At 65.7% G+C, this 19,578-nt stretch carries 17 protein-coding genes; 12 read left to right on the top strand and 5 right to left on the bottom strand.

Annotated features, from left to right (window positions below; genetic code table 11):
• The 6 genes from LQT98_RS12495 to tssE form a co-directional block, all read left to right on the top strand.
• A partial coding sequence (locus tag LQT98_RS12495) for an ImcF-related family protein (RefSeq protein WP_231462613.1) occupies positions 1-2,375 on the top strand: 2,375 nt, incomplete at its 5' end.
• Positions 2,376-2,468: 93 nt separating this feature from the next.
• Positions 2,469-4,007 (top strand): type VI secretion system protein TssA, encoded by a 1,539-nt coding sequence (gene tssA, locus LQT98_RS12490; RefSeq protein WP_231462612.1) that lies wholly within the window; start codon positions 2,469-2,471, stop codon positions 4,005-4,007.
• Between the two features lie 67 nt (positions 4,008-4,074).
• Entirely contained in the window at positions 4,075-5,850 is a 1,776-nt protein-coding gene (gene tssF / locus LQT98_RS12485) for a type VI secretion system baseplate subunit TssF (RefSeq protein WP_231462611.1), read from the top strand.
• Positions 5,847-6,875 (top strand): type VI secretion system baseplate subunit TssG, encoded by a 1,029-nt coding sequence (gene tssG, locus LQT98_RS12480; protein WP_231462610.1) that lies wholly within the window; start codon positions 5,847-5,849, stop codon positions 6,873-6,875. The genes tssF and tssG overlap by 4 nt, the downstream gene beginning before the upstream one ends.
• Positions 6,872-7,405 carry a type VI secretion system lipoprotein TssJ gene (tssJ, locus tag LQT98_RS12475; RefSeq protein ID WP_231462609.1) on the top strand — a complete coding sequence of 178 codons (534 nt, stop codon included), beginning with the start codon at positions 6,872-6,874 and terminating at the stop codon, positions 7,403-7,405. Before tssG ends, tssJ begins: the two co-directional genes overlap by 4 nt.
• Position 7,406: 1 nt before the next feature.
• Complete coding sequence (tssE, locus tag LQT98_RS12470; protein ID WP_231462608.1) at positions 7,407-7,817, top strand: type VI secretion system baseplate subunit TssE; 411 nt, start codon at positions 7,407-7,409, stop codon at positions 7,815-7,817.
• A 146-nt stretch (positions 7,818-7,963) separates the two neighbouring features.
• On the opposite strand, the gene LQT98_RS12465 is transcribed toward tssE, so the two are convergent.
• The 4 genes from LQT98_RS12465 to ald all read right to left on the bottom strand — a co-directional run bounded on the left by LQT98_RS12465 (position 7,964) and on the right by ald (position 12,782).
• Positions 7,964-9,346, bottom strand: coding sequence for an aspartate aminotransferase family protein (locus tag LQT98_RS12465; protein WP_231462607.1), 1,383 nt, complete (start codon positions 9,344-9,346; stop codon positions 7,964-7,966).
• Between the two features lie 139 nt (positions 9,347-9,485).
• Positions 9,486-10,820, bottom strand: coding sequence for a glutamine synthetase family protein (locus LQT98_RS12460; protein ID WP_231462606.1), 1,335 nt, complete (start codon positions 10,818-10,820; stop codon positions 9,486-9,488).
• Between the two features lie 23 nt (positions 10,821-10,843).
• Positions 10,844-11,638 (bottom strand): gamma-glutamyl-gamma-aminobutyrate hydrolase family protein, encoded by a 795-nt coding sequence (locus LQT98_RS12455; protein WP_231462605.1) that lies wholly within the window; start codon positions 11,636-11,638, stop codon positions 10,844-10,846.
• 19 nt (positions 11,639-11,657) lie between these two features.
• Positions 11,658-12,782: an alanine dehydrogenase gene (ald, locus tag LQT98_RS12450; RefSeq protein ID WP_048411973.1), complete on the bottom strand. Its 1,125-nt coding sequence runs from the start codon at positions 12,780-12,782 to the stop codon at positions 11,658-11,660.
• A 196-nt stretch (positions 12,783-12,978) separates the two neighbouring features.
• On the opposite strand from ald, the gene LQT98_RS12445 reads away from it, so the two are divergent.
• The 5 genes from LQT98_RS12445 (at position 12,979) to LQT98_RS12425 (ending at position 17,758) form a co-directional block, all read left to right on the top strand.
• Positions 12,979-13,539, top strand: a complete 561-nt coding sequence (locus tag LQT98_RS12445; RefSeq protein ID WP_255360833.1) for a cupin domain-containing protein — start codon at positions 12,979-12,981, stop codon at positions 13,537-13,539.
• Positions 13,540-13,847: 308 nt separating this feature from the next.
• Positions 13,848-15,335 (top strand): aldehyde dehydrogenase, encoded by a 1,488-nt coding sequence (locus tag LQT98_RS12440; RefSeq protein ID WP_231462603.1) that lies wholly within the window; start codon positions 13,848-13,850, stop codon positions 15,333-15,335.
• A gap of 79 nt (positions 15,336-15,414) precedes the next feature.
• The gene (locus LQT98_RS12435; RefSeq protein ID WP_231462602.1) at positions 15,415-16,200 is read left to right on the top strand and encodes a substrate-binding periplasmic protein; all 786 of its coding nucleotides are present in this window, start codon (positions 15,415-15,417) and stop codon (positions 16,198-16,200) included.
• Between the two features lie 81 nt (positions 16,201-16,281).
• The gene (locus LQT98_RS12430) at positions 16,282-17,064 is read left to right on the top strand and encodes a substrate-binding periplasmic protein (RefSeq protein ID WP_231462601.1); all 783 of its coding nucleotides are present in this window, start codon (positions 16,282-16,284) and stop codon (positions 17,062-17,064) included.
• Between the two features lie 70 nt (positions 17,065-17,134).
• Positions 17,135-17,758: a hypothetical protein gene (locus LQT98_RS12425; RefSeq protein ID WP_231462599.1), complete on the top strand. Its 624-nt coding sequence runs from the start codon at positions 17,135-17,137 to the stop codon at positions 17,756-17,758.
• Between the two features lie 80 nt (positions 17,759-17,838).
• On the opposite strand, the gene LQT98_RS12420 is transcribed toward LQT98_RS12425, so the two are convergent.
• Positions 17,839-18,447, bottom strand: coding sequence for an FMN-dependent NADH-azoreductase (locus LQT98_RS12420; RefSeq protein ID WP_231462597.1), 609 nt, complete (start codon positions 18,445-18,447; stop codon positions 17,839-17,841).
• A gap of 109 nt (positions 18,448-18,556) precedes the next feature.
• On the opposite strand from LQT98_RS12420, the gene LQT98_RS12415 reads away from it, so the two are divergent.
• Positions 18,557-19,483, top strand: a complete 927-nt coding sequence (locus LQT98_RS12415; RefSeq protein ID WP_048411967.1) for a LysR substrate-binding domain-containing protein — start codon at positions 18,557-18,559, stop codon at positions 19,481-19,483.
• Positions 19,484-19,578: the final 95 nt, after the last annotated feature.

The following is a 19,578-nucleotide window of genomic DNA, read 5'->3' as shown; positions in this document are numbered from 1 at the left end:
CCTTCAAGGCGCTGGCGCTGGCCAGCTGGCCGGCCGACGTCCGGCTGTGGAGCGGCGCGATCAGCCTGGGCTCGGCCTTCGCGCCGCGCCGCCGCAGTCGTCCTTGGCAGCGCCGGCTCGCCGCCGCCATCGGCGCCTTGTGCCTGATCTGGCTCCTTGGCATGCTGGGCTCCACTTATCAAAACCATGGGCTGATCGCCGAAGCCCAGGCCGCCATCGACGCCCAGCCCAAAACCGCCACGCTGGACAGCGCGCTGCGGCTGCAGCGGCTGCTGGAGAAGCTGGAAGCCCGCCAGTTGCACGGCGCGCCGTGGTCGGCCCGCTTCGGTCTGAACCGCGACGCCGCCTTGCTGGAACGGCTGCGTCCACAGTACGCCCGCGCCATCGACCAGGCGCTGATCGCGCCGGCGCGCCAGCACTGGGCGCGGCAGCTACAGGCGCTGAACCAGGCGCCCAGCGCGGAACTGGCCGCCGACCCGGCCCGGACCGAACAGGGCTATCAAACGCTGAAGGCCTATCTGACGCTGGACCAGCCGGCGCGCGCCGAGCCGGCCTTCCTCGCCGCTCAGTTGACGGCCCAAGCCAGCGCCGCGCACGCGGACTTTTCCCCGGCGCTGCTGCGCGCGATGGCGCAATTCTACGCCGAGCGGCTGGCCGGCCAGCCCGGCTGGCGCATCGCCGCCGACCCCGCTTTGGCGCAGGCCAGCCGCCAGACCCTGATCGGCCAGCTGGGCCGCCAGCAGGCCGACGACGCTCGCTATCAACCCATCCTGGCCGAGGCCGCGGCCAAGTATCCGCCGCAAACGCTGGCCGCCTTGTTGCCGGGCCAGGACTTGCGCGGCCTGTGGCGCAGCGAGGCCAGCCTACCCGGCGTGTTCACCCGCAAGGCCTGGGACGAACACTTGCGCGCCGCTTTCGCCGATGCCCATCGCCGCCAGGGCAATGCCGGCGACTGGGTGCTGGGTGCCGGCGAAGCCGGCCAGCCCAGCGCCGACGCGACTCAGGATGCCGCGCTGCGCCAGCGCTACTTCGCCGATTACGCCCGCGCCTGGCAGCGATTCCTCAACGATGTGTCGTGGCAGGTGGAAACCAAACTGGCCGCCAATGCCCAGCAATTGCAGGTCTACGCCGATCCGCAACGCTCGCCGCTGCGCGCGCTGATGACGCTGGTGCGCGACAACGCCCGCGCCGGCGAGCGCGTGGACAGCCTGGGCGCCAATCTGGTGGACAAGGCCCAGGCGCTGCTGGGCAAGGCCGACGCCAGCGCGCCGGCGAGAGCCGCAGCGGAAGCCGCGCCGCTGGCACAAAGCTTCGGCCCATTGCTGCGGCTGCTGGAGGAGCGCCAAGACGGCTCCGCGCTCAGCCTGCAACGTTATCTGGAACGGGTGGCCGCCACCCGGCTCAAGCTGCAGCAGGTGGCCGCCGCGCCGGACCCGGACGCCGCCGCTCGCGCGCTGGCGCAGGCGGTGTTCCAGGGCAAGGGCGGCGAGCTGGCCGAGGGCCGCGATTACGCCGCTCAGCTGGCCGCCAGCCTGGGCGAGGACTGGCAGGGTTTGGGCCAGCACTTGTTCCTGCAGCCCCTGGACCAGTCCTGGTCCACCCTGCTGCAACCGGCGGCCGCCAGCCTCAACCAGTTATGGGACCAGAGCATCGTCCGGCCCTGGCAGTCCAGCTTCGCCGGCCGCTATCCCTTCCACCGCAGCGATGCTGACGCCTCGCTGCCGGAGCTGAGCCGCTTTCTGCACCCCAGCGACGGCCTGGTGCCGCAGTTCGTGCGCCAGCAATTGGGCGGGGTGCTGGAACAACAGGGCGATCAATGGTCGCCGGACCCGGCGGCGGCGCAGGCGCTGCGCTTCGACCTGAACTTCCTCAATGAGCTCAACCGCCTGTCGCGGCTGTCCAGCCTGCTCTACGCCCAAGGTGATGCCGGCATGCGCTTCGAGTTGCAGCCCATCTCCTCCCCCGGCCTGGCGGAAACCCGGCTGCAACTGGATCAGCACAGCCTGCACGACTTCAACCAGCTGGCAAGCTGGAAGGCGCTGAACTGGCCCGGCGATCCGCTAAAGGCCGGCGCCAGCCTGCAATGGCAGACCGAGAAGGCCGGCCTGCGCCAGACGCAGGACCACCCCGGCCGCTGGGGCTGGCTGCGCCTGCTGGAACAGGCGCAGCGCGAACAGATAGACCGCGCCACCTGGCAGCTGAGCTGGCAGCTGCCCGGCGGCCATCAAGCGCGCTACCAATTGCGCAGCGAGGCCGGCGCCGGCCCGCTGGCCCTGTTGCAACTGGTGCAATTCCAGTTGCCGGCGCGGATTTTTATTGTGGAGCCGAGCAAGCCACTGGCCCCAGCCAAACCGGCCCGGCGGCCCCAATCCTGAGGAGAAGCTCGTCATGTCGCCCAACCCCCTTCCCCCACACCAAACCGCGCGGCAATGGCGCGCCCGGTCCAGCGCGATACCGCGAGGCCACTCATGAACTGGCTGCACTCACTGCTGGGCCGGGACGAGACGCCGGAAGAAAGAGCCCGACAGCGGCTGCCGCATTGGTCCGCCTGGCTGAAACCGATAGCCGATGCCGCGCCCTGCGGCGAGGATCTGTCCCACGACGATGAGTTTCTGGCCTTGAAAGAGGAAGTCACCCGGCTCTCGGGCATGGACACGGCGCTGGCGCTGACGCATGCGGAAACCTTGCTGAAAACCCGCGGCAAGGATTTGCGCGTGGCGGCCTACTACGCCTGCGCCCGGCTGCGCCGGGACGGCGTGGCCGGCCTGGCCGACGGGCTGGAGCTGGTCGCCGCCTTGCTGGAACGCTACCCGGACACGGTCTGGCCACACCAGCCGGCACGGCGGCGCAGCGCACTGGAATGGATGGCCAGCGAGCGCTTCACCGACCGGCTGGCGCAATTGCCCAATGACGACAACGACGCCTGGGAACGCGCCGCGGCGACCCTGCTGCTGCTGCAAAGCCTCACTGCCGGCAGCGCCGCGGAGCCGCTGCGGCTGGCGGCGCTGGGGCACAGCCTGCAGCAACGCTTGCAGCCGGCTGCGGTCATCGCCGCGCGGCCAACCCCACCGCCCGCCGCGCCGCCCGCCAATGTCGGAGAAGTCTCTTCCTGGCGCGAATTGCAGGAACAGGCGCGGCGGATGACGGTATTTCTGCGCCGGCAGCCGGAAGGCCAGGCCGCCGCCCTGCGGCTATTGCGCGCGGTGCGCTGGGAGGCGCTGGCCGCCTTGCCGCCCGGCGACGCGGAGGGGCGCACCCGCCTGCCGCCTCCGCGCGCCGAATTGCGCCAGCAGCTGAAACGCCAGCTGTTGCAGCAACAGTGGCCGGACTTGCGCGAGCAGGCCGAGCTCGCCTTCGCGGAAGGCGCCAATCACTGGTGGCTGGATCTGCAGCACTACGCCTGGCTGGCGCACCAGCATGGCGGAGAGATCGCCGCGCCGCTGGCGGACCTGGTCCGCGACGATGCGCTGCGGCTGTGCCAGCGGCTGCCCGGCATCGAGCAATTGCGCTTCAGCGACGGCAGCCCGTTCGCGGAAGACGCCACCCTGGAGTGGCTAACGCTATGGCGACAGCCGGAGGCCGCCGCCGCGCCGGAGGCCGGCACGCGCGCCGACTGGGCGGAAAGCGAAACCCAGGCCCACGCCATCGCCGCGCAACAGGGTTTGCCGGCGGCCTTCGCCTGGGTGCAGGCCTTGCCCGCGCTCGCCGGCGGCCGCGAGCGCTGCCTGCGGCACTTATTGCTGGCGCGGCTGGCGGAACGGCATGGCCGCGCCGAAATGGCCATCCATTTGCTGGAAGCGCTGCTGTGCCAGGCCGACGATCACCAATTGGAGGCTTGGGAACCGGAGCTGGCCTTCGAGCTGCAAGCGCAATTGGCGCGGCTGCTGCGTCAACGGCTGCTGCGCAAGGACTCGGACCGCGCCGGCCTGAGCCAGCGGCTGGAACGGCTCAGTGCGCGCCTGGCCGCGCTGGACCCGGCTCGCGCGCTGACCGGCGTTCAGCCATGACCCCGCACCGCCAACACGCCGCGCACGGCTTGCGGCGCTTTTTCCACCCTGTCGATGAAAGCCGCCCATGGATGATCTAACCCTGCGTTACTACGAGGCGGAAATGCGCTATTTGCGCGAGGCGGGCAAGGAGTTTGCCCGCGCCCACCCCGACCGCGCCGCCCTGCTCAATATCGACCGAGTAGGCAAGCGCGACCCCTATGTCGAGCGCCTGTTCGAAGGCTTCGCCTTCCTGACCGGCCGCATCCGCCAGAAGCTGGACGACGACTTCCCGGAGCTGACCGAGGGCTTGGTCAATCTACTGTGGCCGCACTATCTGCGCATGGTGCCCTCGCTGACCGTGCTGGAATTGCGAGCCGACGCACACGCGCTGCAGCAGGCCAAGCGCATCGAGGCGGGCTTGAGTGTGCGCACTTCGCCGCTGGGAAGCGAGGCGGTACGCTGCGCCTACCGCAGCACGCAGCCGGTGGAGATCCAGCCGCTGCGCCTCAGCCAGGCCGGCGTGCGCCAGGATGGCGCAGGACGCTCGGTGCTGGAGCTGTGCTTCGAACTGGGCGCGGCGGCCAAGCGCGAGACACTGGATCTGTCCCGCCTGCGCCTGTTCCTCGCCGCGGACCTGCCCATCGCCTTCGCGCTGCGGCATGCGTTGACCCGGCAATTGGGCCATGCCCGCCTGCAAGCGCTGGACCCGGGCGGGCACCCGGCCCAGCCGCTGCCGGCGCTGCGCTTCGAGCCGGTGGGCTTTGCCGCGGCGGACCGGCTCTGGCCCACGGCGGACAACGCCTTTGGCGGCTATCAGCTGCTGCTGGAGTACTTTTGCTTCCGCGAGAAATTCCTGTTCCTCGATCTGTGCGGCCTGGACGCCGCGCTGCTGCCCGCCGGGACGCGGGCTTTTGCGCTGGAACTGGTCCTGAGCCAGCGCTATCCGGCGGACATGCCGTTCAACGCCGACAATCTGCGCCTGCATTGCGTGCCAGCAATCAATCTGTTCCCGCTGGAAGCCGAACCCTTGCGCGTGGACCACCTCAGCCATGAATACCGGGTCACTCCGCTGGCGAGCCAGGGACCGGAGCTGGAAACCTGGTCGGTGGACGAGGTCGAGTCCATGGACGGCGACAGCGGCAAGCGCCATGCCTATGTGCCGTTCTCCAGTTTCCGCCACCGTGGCGGCATGTTGCGCCACGAGGCGCCGGAACGTTTCTACCATGCGCGCACGCGGCTGGGCGCCGCCGGCCGGCCGGAAACCTGGCTGGTGCTGGGCGGCCATCTGTGGGATTCGCCTACGGCGGCCCGGCGCGAGGAAACCTTGTCGCTGCGCGTCACCGGCACCAATGGCATGCTGCCGCGCAAGGCATTGCGCGAGGCGCAGATACTGGAGCGCGCCGTCGCCGCGCCGCTGAGTCAGATATCCAATCTGACCGCGCCCACCATGCCCTGCTATCCGCCGGCGGAAGACCGCTATCAATGGCGGGTGCTGTCGCACCTGGCGCCCAACTTCCTGTCGCTGCTGGACGCCGAGGTGCTGCGCGGCACGCTGGCGCTGTACGACTGGACCGAGGACGAGTTGAATCGCCAGCGGCTGAGCGGCCTGCTGGAGGTGAGGCACCGGCTGATCCAGCGGGTGCAGCGGGGTTGCCTGGAGCGCGGGGTCGGCATCGAACTGGCGGTGGACCGAACCTGTTTCGCCGGCCAGGGCGACCTTTATCTGTTCGGCGACCTGATGCACCGCTTCTTCGCCGCCTATGCGGACATGAACCTGTTCACCCGTTTCGAAATGCGCGTGCTGCCGGAGAACGAGCGGATCGCCTGGCCGGACAGCAAGACGGAGGCGCCGCCGCTATGACCGACGCCGCGTTTGACGCCTGGCTGCGCTCCGCGCCGGCGTACAACTTCTTTCAGTTTTGCCGCGTGCTGGAGCAATTGCCCGGCGGCGCGCGCCTGGGCGCCGCCGACAGCCCCGAGCATGAACCGGTGCGCTTGCTGCCATCGCCATCGCTGGGCTTTCCCGCCAGCGAGATCGCCCGGGCCGAGCCCGCCGACCCCGACACCGGGCGACCGCCGGTGCTGCGCACCACCTTCATGGGGCTCTACGGCGTGGATGCCGTGCTGCCCTATTATTTTCTGGACGACATCGCCACCCGCAACGAAGGCCATGAGGCGCTGGCGGCCTTCCTGGATCTGTTCAACCACCGTTTCGCGACACTGCTCTACCGCGCCTGGAGCAAATATCGCTACCCGCAGAGCTTCCAGCCCGGTGCGCGCGACAAGCTGTCCCGCTCCTTGCTGGGCTTGACTGGCCTGGGCCTGGACGCGGCGGCCGCGCGCCAGCCGCTGCCGGCCGGCCGTCTGCTGGGCTTGCTCGCGCTGCTAAGCCAGCGTACCCGCCCAGCCTCAGGCCTCGCCAACGTCTTCCGCCATGCGCTGCCCAACGCCGAGGTCCGGGTACGGGAGTTCCTGCCTTGCTGGGTGGCGCTGGATAGCGCGGCCCCCCTCTCCAGCCGGCCGCCGCTGCGCGCCGGCGAGTTGATCCTGGGACGCCGCTTGCGCGCGGCCAACCATGCGATCGCCGTCACCGTGCGTCCGCCCGACGCCGGCTGCGTGCCAGCCCTGCTGCCCGGCGCGCCGCTGCAGCAGGACCTGATGGCCTTGACCCGCGTCTATCTGGGCTGGCGGCTGGAAGCCGAGATCTGGCTGGAACTGCCCGCCAGCTGGCTGCCGGCCAGCGCCCTCCACAGCGGCGCCCGGCCACGGCTGGGCTTGGGCGCGACCTTGGCCGGCACGGCAAGCCGGCGCTGGCGCCGCTTGCGCATCGGCCATTATCAATCCTTGTCGGACAGCCATGCCCGACAGCCAGGAGAACCCGGATGAAACACTGCCTTCCCGCGCTGCGCGCCGGACTGCTCATGCTCGGCCTGACCCTGCCTCTGAGCGCCTGCGGCCTGTGGCAAAGCACCAAGAACGTCACTGTCAGCGCCGCTCAAAAAATCTTTCTGACCCGCGTGGAGCGCCTGAACCTGGACCTGATGGCGAGCGAAGAATTGAACACCGATGCCGGGCAGCGCCCGCTGACTGTCGTGGTGCGGGTCTATCAATTGAAGGACAAGGCCGCCTTCATGGCCGCGCCTTACCAGACCTTGCTGGAGCAGGATCAGACCGCGCTCGCCGCCGACTTGCTGGCCAGCCACCAAGTACTGCTGCGGCCTGGCGCGGCGATCAGCCTGCGCGAGCCCTACCGTCAGGACGCGGCCTATGTCGGCGTGATCGCGCTATTCCGCCAAATCGACGGGGGACAGACATGGCGGCTGCTGCTGGACAAAAAGGAGCTGGACAATGACAAGCCGCTGCAACTGGAACTGCGCGGCTACGCCTTGAGCCGCCGACAAGCGGCGGAGCAATGATATGGGCCTCGCCTTGTATGAAATGCTGACCGGGCAGTTTGCCGATGGCTCGCCACTGGAACCGCTGCCCCCTGAGCAGCAGCTCGCGCGCAGCGTGGTCGATAGCATCCAGCGCATCCTGAACGCACGCGCGGGATCGCTCAAGCATTTGCCCGATTATGGCCTGCCGGATCTGGGCCATATCTACCGGCACTTGCCCGCCAGCGCTCACCAGCTGATGCGCAGCATCGAGCAGACGCTGCTGCGCTACGAACCCAGGCTGAGCGCGGTTGAAGTGTCATTTGGCGGCGAGCATGGGCAAATGGTGTTGCGCTACCGGCTGCGCTGCCGTCTGAAGCAGCATGGTGAGCTCATGCTGGACGCGAGCTTCACGCCCGAGGGCAGTGTCCGGCTACGCACCTACCGGCACTGATCCCGCAAGGCTTAGAACCTGTTCAAAGTCTCGCGAGCTAAGGCGAGCCTTCAAACAGGCTCCTGGAGCAGGGCCGGCGCTGCCCACGCGCAAAAAAACCGGGGCGGTTTGCCCCGGTTTGGCGTACTGTCTCGCGCTCTCCCGGCTCAGGCCAGGCCGCTGTCCTTCAACTTGCGCTCGAACGTCTCCATGCAGCGCGCGGCCACGCCCAGCATTTCATCGATCTCCGCCTTGGTGATCACCAGCGGCGGCGAGGCCACGATATGGTCGCCGCAGGCGCGCATGATCAGATTGTTGCGGAAGAAGATGTCGCGGCACATCAGTCCGACGTCGCCAAAATCCGGGAACAGCTCGCGCTTGCTCTTGTCCTTGACCAGGGTGAACGCCTGGATCAGGCCGACGCCGCGCACATCGTCCACATGCTCGAACTGGCTGAAGGTTTCACGCCAGCGCTGCTGCATATAGGGGCCGGTTTCGTGCTTGACGCGGTCGATGATGCCTTCGTCGCGCAGCAGTTCCACGTTGGCGCGCGCCACCGCGCTGGCCACCGGGTGGCCGGAGTAGGTGAAGCCGTGGTTGAAATCGCCGCCGGCGATCAGACCCTGGGCCACGCGCTCGCCGACGAAGACCGCGCCGATGGGCAGATAACCGGAGGACAAGCCCTTGGCCGTGGTGAAGATGTCGGGGCGGAAGCCGAAGTGCTCGAAGCCGAACCATTCCCCGGTTCGACCAAAACCGCAGATTACTTCGTCGGCCACTAGCAGCACATCGTATTTACGACAGATGCGCTCCACTTCCGGCCAGTAGGTGGCCGGCGGGATGATCACGCCGCCGGCGCCCTGGATAGGCTCGCCGACAAAGGCCGCCACTTTTTCCGGCCCAATTTCCAGGATCTTCTCTTCCACCCAGCGCGCGGCCACCACGCCGAACTCGTCCGGGCTCAAATCCTTGCCGTACTTGTACCACCACGGCTGTTCGACATGGGCCATGCCCGGAATCGGCAGGTCGCCCTGCTCGTGCATATACTTCATGCCACCCAGGCTGGAGCCGCCGATGGTGGAGCCGTGATAGCCGTTCCAGCGGCCGATCAGCGTCTTCTTGTCCTTCTTGCCCTGCACATCCCAGTAATGGCGCACCATGCGTATCATGGTGTCCACCGATTCCGAGCCGGAGTTGGTGTAGAACACATGCTCGTAGCCGGCCGGCGTCACCTGGGCCAGCAGGTGGGACAGTTCAACCACCGCCGGATGGGTGGTCTTGAAGAAGGTGTTGTAGAAGGCCAGCTCGTCCATCTGGCGCTTGGCCACCTCGGACAGCTCCTTGCGGCCATAGCCGATATTCACGCACCACAGGCCGGCCATGCCGTCGATGATCTTGTTGCCGTCCGAATCCCACAGATAGATGCCCTCGCCGCGAGTCATCACCCGCGCGCCTTGCTGGTTCAACGATTGGGTATCGGTAAACGGGTGCAGATGGTGAGAAGCATCCAGCTGGCGCCATTGTTCGGTCGTGCGTTGTTGGTTCTGCATAGGACTTCCTTCCAGTATTCTCCAACGGGGCAGACCGGCACGGCATCCGCCCCTCCTTCGCCTTTGGCGTGTTTTCAGTGCTTTTCCTGGCTGTCCGGGCTGATTCTAACGGATGACTCAGCCCGTTGTCATACCCCGCTCACACGTGCAGCAGCAGGAACTTGCGTTCCCACGGGCTGATCACGCGGAAATATTCGGAGAACTCCTTCTCCTTCATGCCCACATACATGCTGACGAAACGCTCACCCAGCACCTCGGCCATTTCCTTGCAGGAAGCCAGCTGCTGCAGCGATTCCTCCGAGGAGTTGGGGAACTGGTAAGGCAGCTCGTAGGCATCGGTCTGGCGCGGCTCGCTGGGCCGCAGCTTGTTGACGATGCCCAGGTAGCCGCAGGCCAGCGTCGCCGCCATCGCGATATAGGGATTGACGTCCACGCCCGGCACCCGGTTTTCGATGCGGCGCGCGGCCGGCGAGGAGTGCGGCACGCGCAGGCCCACGGTGCGGTTGTCGTAACCCCATTCGACGTTGGTCGGCGCCGCGGTATAGCGCGACAAACGGCGGAATGAGTTCACATAGGGCGCGAACAGCGGCATGGACTTGGGCACGTACTTCTGCAAGCCGGCGATATAGTGGAAGAACAGCTCGGACGGGCTGCCGTCCTCATTGGTGAACACATTGCGGCCGGTGTTCTTGTCCACCAGGCTCTGGTGCATGTGCATGGCGGAGCCCGGCTCGTTCTCCATCGGCTTGGCCATGAAGGTGGCGTACATATTGTGGCGGAACGCCGCCTCGCGCACGGTGCGCTTGAACAGGAACACCTGGTCGGCCAGCTCCAGCGGATTGCCGTGCAGGAAGTTGATTTCCATCTGCGCGGTGCCCACTTCGTGAATCAGGGTGTCCACTTCCAGATTCTGCGCGTGGCAGTAGTCGTAGATGTCCTCGAACAGCGGGTCGAACTCGTTGACCGCGTCGATGGAATATGAGCGGCGGCCGAACTCGGCGCGGCCGGTGCGCCCCACCGGCGCGGCCAGCGGGATGTCCGGGTCCGGGTTGGGGGACAGCAGGTAGAATTCCATTTCCGGAGCCAGCACCGGCTCCAGACCCATCTCGTCGAACAGGCCGATCACGCGCTTGAGCACATTGCGCGGCGCCACGTCCACCGGGCTGCCGTCGGCACGCAGGCAGTCGTAGATCAATTGCGCGGTGGGATCGACGGCCCAGGGCACGAAGCGCAGGGTGTTCGGGTCCGGCGCCAGCACCATGTCCGGGTCGGTCAGGTCCAGCATGCTGTCGTCGGGGTAGTCCCCGGTCACAGTCTGGATCAGCACGACTTCGGGCAAACGCATTTCCGGGTCGGACACGAACTTGTCCTTGGGCACGATCTTGCCGCGCGCCACGCCGGTCATGTCGGGAACGATACACTCGACTTCAGTGATCCGGTGCTCTCGCAGCCATTCATTGATCTGATGGGTCATGATGTTCTCTTCCTCTGTGTGTGTTATTCCGAGTGGTGACACAAGGTCTCGGTTAATTGCGGCCCGCGTTGCCGCTGCTCGCGGCGCTGGCGGCAGGCATCGCCAAATGCCTTGAAGATGGCCATGGACAGCGGGTTGTCCCAGTATTTCCACTCCGGATGCCATTGCGCGGCGAAGGCGAAGCCCTTGGCGTCACGCACGCGGTAGGCCTCCACCAGGCCGTCGTCGGCGACGGCCTCGCAGATCAGGCGATCCGACAACCGCTTGATGCCCTGCTGATGCAAGGAATTGACCATGGCGGACTCCTGGCCGGTCCATTGCCGCAGCAGGCTGTCCTCGGCGAAGCGCACCGGATGGGACAGCGCGTACATCGCGTCCAGGTCGGGGGTGTCCGGCTCGCGGTGGTCGCGCCGCCCCTCTTCTTCCTGCACGTGCTGATACAGCTCGCCGCCCATCGCCACGTTGATTTCCTGAAAACCGCGGCAGATGCCCAGCAGCGGAATGCCCTGCTCCAGCACTTGCTGGATCAACGGCAGCGTGGTGGCGTCGCGCATCGGGTCATGCATGGTTCCCGCCCGGCTGGGCGCGCCGCCGTAATGATGCGGCTCGACATTGGACGGCGAACCGGGCAGCAACACGCCGTCCACCAACTCCAACACCTCCCGCAGCGCGGTCTTGTCGCCCAGCGCCGGCAGCAAGACCGGCACGCCGCCGGCGCCGCCGGCCGCCGCGGCGATGTATTTTTCACCCACCGCGTGGAAGGGCAACAGGCCTACCATCTTGATGTCACAGGGTATGCCGATGATAGCTTGCAACATTTCTGGTCCTTGAAACGGGTTACGACGCCGTCTTGACGGCTTCGATGGGATCGATGAAAGGCAGGCCCAGCGCCTGCGCCACCGCCGGGTAAGTCAGCCGCCCGCGGCAGACATTGAGGCCGTTGCGCAGATGGGCATTGTCCAGCAGCGCCTGGCGCCAGCCCTTGTTGGCCAGTTCCAGCGTGTACGGCAGCGTGGCGTTGGTCAGCGCCTGGGTAGAGGTGCGCGCCACGCCGCCGGGCATATTGGCCACGCAGTAGTGGACGATGCCGTCCACCACGTAAATGGGATCTTGGTGCGTGGTGGGCCGGCTGGTCTCGAAACAGCCGCCCTGGTCTATCGCCACATCCACCAGCACCGCGCCGGGCTTCATGATCTTCAGCATCGGCCGCGTCACCAGCTTGGGCGCCGCCGCGCCGGGGATCAGCACCGCGCCGATCACCAGATCCGCCTCGCGCAGGCAATCTTCGATATTGGCGGAGTTGGACACCAGCGTCTTGATGCGGCCGCCGAACACCATGTCGATTTCCTTCAGCCGCGGCAGCGATTTGTCCAGGATGGTGACCTCGGCGCCGGCGCCCATGGCCATGCGCGCCGCGTTCAGCCCCACCACTCCGCCGCCTATCACCACCACCCGCGCCGGGGCCACGCCGGGCACGCCGCCCAGCAGCACGCCGCGGCCGCCCTGGGCTTTCTCCAGCGCGTGGGCGCCGGCCTGGATCGCCATGCGGCCAGCCACCTCGGACATCGGCGCCAGCAATGGCAGGCCGCCGCGCTCGTCGGTGACGGTTTCGTATGCTATGGCAATGGCATCCGATTCCAGCAATAATTTGGTCTGCTCCGGATCCGGCGCCAGGTGCAGATAGGTGAACAGGATCTGGTCACGGCGCAGCATGCGGCATTCCACCGGCTGCGGCTCTTTGACCTTGACGATCATGTCGCTGCGTTCGAAGGTTTCCTCGGCGCTGGAGGCAATGGAAGCGCCGGCCTGGATATACTGCTCATCGGTGAAACCGATGGCGAGGCCGGCCTGGGTCTGGACCAAAACCTTGTGTGCGTTGGCGACTAACTCCCGGACTCCAGACGGGGTCAGGCCAACACGATACTCGTGGTTCTTGATCTCCTTGGGAACACCGATCAGCATGTCGCTCTCCTCACTGATTTGTTGTTGTCGGGGCCGCACAAGCGTTTAAGAAAATTCACAATATGCTTGCTCCTTGTTTCTGATTCTGACTATAAACCCCCAACGATGCAAAGATATTCGATTTTGCGTCGCAGCAAGTAGTGCAGAGTCCGTGCAAAATAATTATCATAAAGCGTCTAAAATTATTAACATACTGATGGAGCAGGAATCCATGGACGTTGGCGCAAGATTACGCATGGTCAGGGACCGTTTCGGGTTGTCGCAACGGGAACTGGCCAAACGTGCCGGGGTCACTAACGGCACCATCTCGCTGATAGAACAGAATCGGGTCAGCCCCTCGGTCAGCTCGCTGAAAAAAGTGCTTGAGGGACTGCCGATGACGCTGGCGGATTTCTTCACCTTCGACTCCGACCCGGAACAGGCGCGCGTGTTCTACCAGGCTCACGAATTACCCAATCTGGGCAATGAGCAGATTCGGCTGCTGCTGGTGGGCACCGCCCACGACAAGCGCGACATCGCCATCCTGCGCGAGGTCTACGAGGCCGGCGCCGACACCGGGCCGGACATGCTGACGCACGACGGCCAGGAAGGCGGCGTGATCATCAAGGGCAGTATAGAAGTCACGGTCAACAACGAGAGCCGGGTCCTGGGCCCGGGCGATGCTTATTATTTCGACAGCCGGCTGCCGCACCGTTTTCGCAATGCCGGCGCGGAAATTTGTGAAGTGGTCAGCGCCAGTTCGCCGCCGACTTTCTAAGAACCTGTTCAAAGTCTCGCGAGCAAGAGCGAGACAAGGCGAAAACGAGCGAAAAAGCGGAATGTATAAGTGGCACATGAGCACTGAGCTTGGTTTCAACTCGGTATCGCCGACGCGCAGCAGATCGTAAACAGGTTCTAAAACGCTGGCGCAGCAATAGCCCGAACAGACAATAAGGCCAGGCAGGGGAGCTTTAGCCAATGCCCCCGCTCCAAACGCCAGGACAGACAGCATGGTAGTCAAACCCGAGTGAAGCGATACCGGTGCCGCCACAGCCAGGCGGCGCCAGATCATCAAAGGAGAGAGAAATGGCTAGAACGCATGCCGAATGGAAGCAATTCGCCGCTCAACTGAAGATCGAAGGGCGCGCCTTCATCGCCGGCGAGTACTGCGCCGCGCAAGACGGCAAAAGTTTTGTCTGCAACAACCCCGCCAATGGCGAGAAGCTGGCCGACGTGGCCTGGTGCGGCGAAGCCGACGTGGAGCGCGCGGTCAGCGCCGCGCGTCGAGCCTTCGACTCCGGCATCTGGTCCGGCCTGGCCCCGCGCGAGCGCGGCCGCATTCTCAAGCGCTTCGCCGCGCTGATCTACGAACACGGCGATGAATTGGCCCTGCTGGAAACCCTGGACGTGGGCAAGCCCATCAGCGACACCCTCAGCGTGGACCTGCCCGGCAGCGCTTACTGCGTGGAATGGTTCGCCGAGGCCATCGACAAGATAGGCGGCGAAGTGGCGCCGGTGGATCCCAAGGTGGTGGGCCTGGTCACCCGCGAAGCCATAGGCGTGGTGGCCGCCATCGTGCCGTGGAACTACCCCATCATGATGGCTAGCTGGAAGTTTGGCCCGGCGCTGGCCGCCGGCAACCCGGTCATCATCAAGCCCTCGGAAAAATCCCCGCTCACCGCCATCCGCCTGGCCGCACTGGCCAAGGAAGCCGGCATTCCCGACGGCGTGTTCCAAGTGCTGCCCGGCGCCGGCGACGTGGGCAAGCTGCTGGCGCTGCACATGGACGTGGACTGCGTCGCCTTCACCGGCTCCACCGGCGTGGGCAAGCTGATCGCCGGCTACGCGGCGCAGTCCAACCTCAAGCGCGTCTGGCTGGAACTGGGCGGCAAATCGCCCAACATCATCCTGCCGGACTGCCCGGACCTCGCCCAGGCGGCGCGCGCCGCCGCCGGCGGCATCTTCTACAATATGGGCGAAGTCTGCACCGCCGGCTCCCGCGTGCTGGTGCATCGCGACATCAAGCAGCGCTTCCTGCAGGAACTGGAAGCCGCCGCCACCCGCTACTATCCGCAAGACCCGTTGGACCCGGCCACCAATATGGGCGCCATCGTGGACCGCATCCAGTACGACAAAGTGCTGTCCTATATCGGCAAGGGCGATAGCGAGGGTGCCAAGAAGTTGTTCGGCGGCAAAGCAGCCCATACCGACACCGGCCTGTTCATCGAACCCACCGCGTTTGATTGCCCCAGCGCCGACCTGACCATCTGCCGCGAGGAAATCTTCGGCCCGGTGCTGTCGGTGATCACCTTCGACGACGTTGAAGAAGCCATCCGCATCGCCAACGACACCGAATACGGCCTGGCCGCCGCGGTCTGGACCTCCAACCTCAGCACCGCGCACCAAGTGTCGCGCCGCCTGCGCGCCGGCACGGTGTGGGTGAATTGCTATGATGAAGGCGGAGACATGAACTTCCCGTTCGGCGGCTTCAAGCAGTCCGGCAACGGCCGTGACAAATCGCTGCATGCGCTGGAAAAATACACCGAGTTGAAGAGCACGCTGATCAAGCTGTAAACCGCGTTTACAGCGCCGCCGACAGGCTGCCCTTCCGGCAGCCTGTTTTGTTTCCACCCCGCCCAGCAAGGACCGTGACATGATCAAGCGCCTCTCCGCCCTCCTCTGCCTGCACGCCGCCACGGCCATGGCGGGCGCCGCGGCGCCCGCCTGTCCGGCGGAAGGGCTGAAGGTGGGTTATTACCCGACAGCCACCGCCTATGAAGGCGGCAAGGGCTACGACGTGGACCTGGTTCACGAACTAGCGCGCCGGCTGGACTGCAAGATCCGTGAAGAGCGCGAATACCCGCGGCTGCGCGTGCTGCTGCTGGTACAGCACGGCAAGCTCAACCTCGCCACCTCCACCATCCCGCTGCACAAACGGCTGCGCTACGCCTGGGTGCTGCCCTACACCCGCGACCGCAACATGACCCTGCTCAACCCCGCGGTGCAGAGCAAGACACCGGAACAATGGCTGAACGATCCCAAGCTCAAATGGGGCGCCGTCATCGGCTACCGCAACAGCCCGCTGCAAGACCACTTCCTGCAACAAATGGCCAAGCACGACAAGCTGATCTGCGCCGCCAATGAAGAAGACCTGCTGGCCATGCTGCGCAGCGGCTCCATTACCGCCGCCTTCTCCCAGCCCCAGGTCTACGATCACTGGCTCAACGGTCAACCGCGCGCCAGGCTCAAAGTCAAAGTCATGGATCCGTTTCGCGACAGCAGCCTGGAAAACGGCCTGGTCCTCTCCCACCGCGGCTTCACCGAACGCCAGATGCGCGTCTGGCGCGATGAATTGGCCAAAATGCGCGAAGACGGCAGCCTGCACCGCATCCTGCGCAAATACCTGAGCGAAGACAGCGTGCGCGGCATGCTGGAATAAGCGCCACCCGCCATCCGCCCACGCGCGGCAAAAACCGCCAAACCCGGCTATAGCTAAACAGACGCGGCAAGGGAGAATGGCATGAAAGGTCTGTGGGCGGCACTGCTGGGCGGCATCCTGGCCACGCCGGCGGCGCTGGGCGAAACCGCCTGCCCGGCGGCGGGGCTGAAAGTGGGCTACTACCTGTTGGGCGGCGCCTACGAGGAAGGGCGCGGCTACGATGTCGACCTGGTGCACGAACTGGCGCGCCGGCTGGGCTGCAAGATCGTGCAGGAAGAAGCCTATCCGCGCATCCGCGTGCTGAAAATGGTGGAACACGGCCAGTTGAACCTGGCCACCTCCACCATTCCCACCGCCGACCGCCAAAAATACGCCTGGATCTATCCCTACTTTTACAGCAAGAACATGATCCTGCTATCCCACCACGTAAACCCGCGCACGCTGGACCAGCTATTGATCGACCCGGCCGTCAAATGGGGCGTGATTCGCGGCTACCGCCACAGCCCGGAGCAGGACGCCTTCCTGGAACAGCTGGCCAAGCGCGGTAAAGTCGTGATGGCCAACGACGAGCGCGATCTCTACGCCATGCTGTCCCAGCGCATCATCACCGCCGCTTTCGCCCTCCCGTTCAGCTACGATCGCTGGCTCAACTCCCCAGCCCTATCCGGCCAAGTGGAGGTGCTGGACCTGTTCCCCACCTCGGAACGCGTGGCCGGCGGCCTGGTGCTGGCCCACAGCGACTTCAGCCAGCAACAGGCCGAGCAATGGCAAGCCCAGTTGCAGCAAATGATCAAGGACGGCAGCTTGCGCAAAATCCTAGGCAAATACCTCAGTCCCGACAGCGTGGCCCGCATGCAGCCCTGACCCTAGGTCCAGCTTGCCGCCGCACGCCAACGCGCGCGACACTGCGCTGTCCTCACCACGGGAGCGCCCGATGAAATCCTTGAACCGCCTCGCCCTGCTGCTGCCGCTGCTGGCAGCCTTCCCCGCCCATGCCGCCGACGACACCGGCAAAGTGCAAACCCTGGTCATGATGCGCCACGGCGAAAAGCCGGAAGGCGGCTACGGTCAGCTCGACTGCAAGGGGTTCAACCGCTCGCTGGCCCTGGCCAAGATGCTGCCGCAGCGCTTCGGCAAACCGGACCAGATCTACGCGCCATCCACCTCCAGCCAAGCCAGCGACCCGGCCGGCACCTTCAACTACATCCGGCCGCTGGCCACCATAGAACCCACCGCCATCTCCCAGGGCCTGCCGGTAAACACCAATTTTGAAACCGCGGCGATAGACGGCCTGCAACAGCAACTGATCGACCCGCTGCACCACGGCAAGCTGGTCTTCATCGCCTGGGAACACAAGCTGCTGCAAGTGATGGCCACCAATATCATGAACCAATACGGCGGCAAGAACGGCGGCAGCCAGGTACCCAAATGGGACAAGAACGACTTCGACGGCCTCTTCATCCTCACCGTCGACTACAGCCACACCCCGCCCAAGGCGAAATTCCGTCGCGAACAACAAGGCCTGGACCAATTGTCCTCCACCTGCTGGCTGCCCTGATCGCGCCCCATACTCCGCCCACCCATGCAAAACAGCCGGCCCCACAAGGAGCCGGCTGTCGCCATTGACGGTGCCGAGGATTACAGCGCCAGTTGGGCGATGGCCTCTTTAGCCGCGTGAATGGCGGTGGCGCGCTTGTCCTCGCCCATATTCACCGCTTCCGCGCGGACGAAAGCCACATCGCTCACGCCCAGGAAACCCATCACCGTCTTCAGGTAATCCTCCTGGAAATCCATCAGCCGGCCCTGCTCGGTGCTGTACACGCCGCCGCGCGAGGACACCACGATCACCTTCTTGCCGCCGGCCAGGCCCACTGGGCCGTTCTCGGTGTACTTGAAAGTGCGGCCGGTGGCGGCCACGCGGTCCACCCAGGCTTTCAGCTGCGACGGAATCGAGAAGTTGTACATCGGCGCGCCGATCACCACCACATCCGCCGCCAGGAATTCTTCAATCAGCTCATTGCTCAGCGCGGCTTCGCTGCGTTGGGTAGAGGTCCAGTCCGCCTCGGCGGTGAAGTTGGCGCCGATGATCTCGCCGGACAGGTGAGCGATGGGCTGGCTGGCCAGGTCACGGTAAGAGGTTTCCACATTGGCGTGGCGCTGACGCAGGGTGTCGGCGACAACGGCGCTCAGTTGGCGGGAAACCGAATTAGCGGCGAGGATGCTGGAATCGAGATGCAACAGTTTCATGATCGGGTCCTTCGTGTCTTGGTGGGGAAAGTGATTGCATGATAGTTTTCCGAACCAATCCGCACTAGACTGTAAAAATCGGAAACATTGTTCCATCAGTGAGACAATCATGCAGGACCTGAACGATCTACTGTATTTCGCCAAAGTGGTTGAACATGGCGGTTTCATGGCCGCCGGCCGGGTGCTGGGCATCCCCAAATCCCGGCTGTCCCGCCGCGTGGCGGAACTGGAACAGCGGCTGGGCGTGCGCCTGCTGCAAAGAACCACCCGCCGGCTGTCCTTGACCGAAATCGGCCAACAGTACTACCAGCATTGCCAGGCCATGCTGGAGGAGGCCGAAGCCGCCGATGAAGCCATCGCCCGCAGCAGCGCCGAGCCGCGCGGACTGATCAAGGTCAGCTGCCCGGAACTGCTGTCCAAGACCCTGCTGGCGCCGGCGCTGCCCCGCTTCATGGCCCGTCATCCGCTGCTGCGCGTGCAACTGGACTCCAGCAACCGCCGCGTGGACCTGATAGAAGAAGGCGTGGACGTCGCCATCCGCGTGCGCAACGTGATAGAAGACAGCGCCAACCTGGTGGTGCGGCGGCTGGCCACCACCCAGACCTCGCTGGTGGCCAGCCCGGCGCTGCTGGCCGAACGCCCGGCGCCCAAAAGCCCGGCCGACATGGCCGGCTGGCCGGCGCTGACCATGAGCCGCCCGGACGGCCGCGGCCAATGGGCGCTGCTGGACCAGGCCGGCCATGCCTACACCATACAAATAGACAGCCCCCGGCTGATGACCGATGACCTCGTCGTGCTGCGCGACGCCGCCATCGCCGGCCTGGGCGTGGCCGCGCTGCCGGTGCTGGTCTGCCACGAAGCGCTGCAATCCGGCCAACTGGTGCGGCTGCTGCCGGACTACGACATCCCCTGGGGCATTCTGCACGCCGCCTTTCCCACCCGCCGCGGCCTGCTGCCGGCGGTGCGCGCCTTCATCGACTTCCTCACCACCGAGCTGATCCCGCCGGACCACCCGGTCTACCTGCTCACAAGCTGAGCGGCTGGCGAATGGGTCAGCCGTCACATCAAGTCATATCAAGCCCCAGGCTGGCAACTTCTCCACATGCTCCTCAGCCATGTCCCGGTAGTATT

It is taken from the genome of Chromobacterium aquaticum (assembly GCF_021129195.1).
GTDB classification, from domain to species: domain Bacteria; phylum Pseudomonadota; class Gammaproteobacteria; order Burkholderiales; family Chromobacteriaceae; genus Chromobacterium; species Chromobacterium aquaticum.
This window is presented reverse-complemented; position numbering and strand designations above follow the sequence as displayed.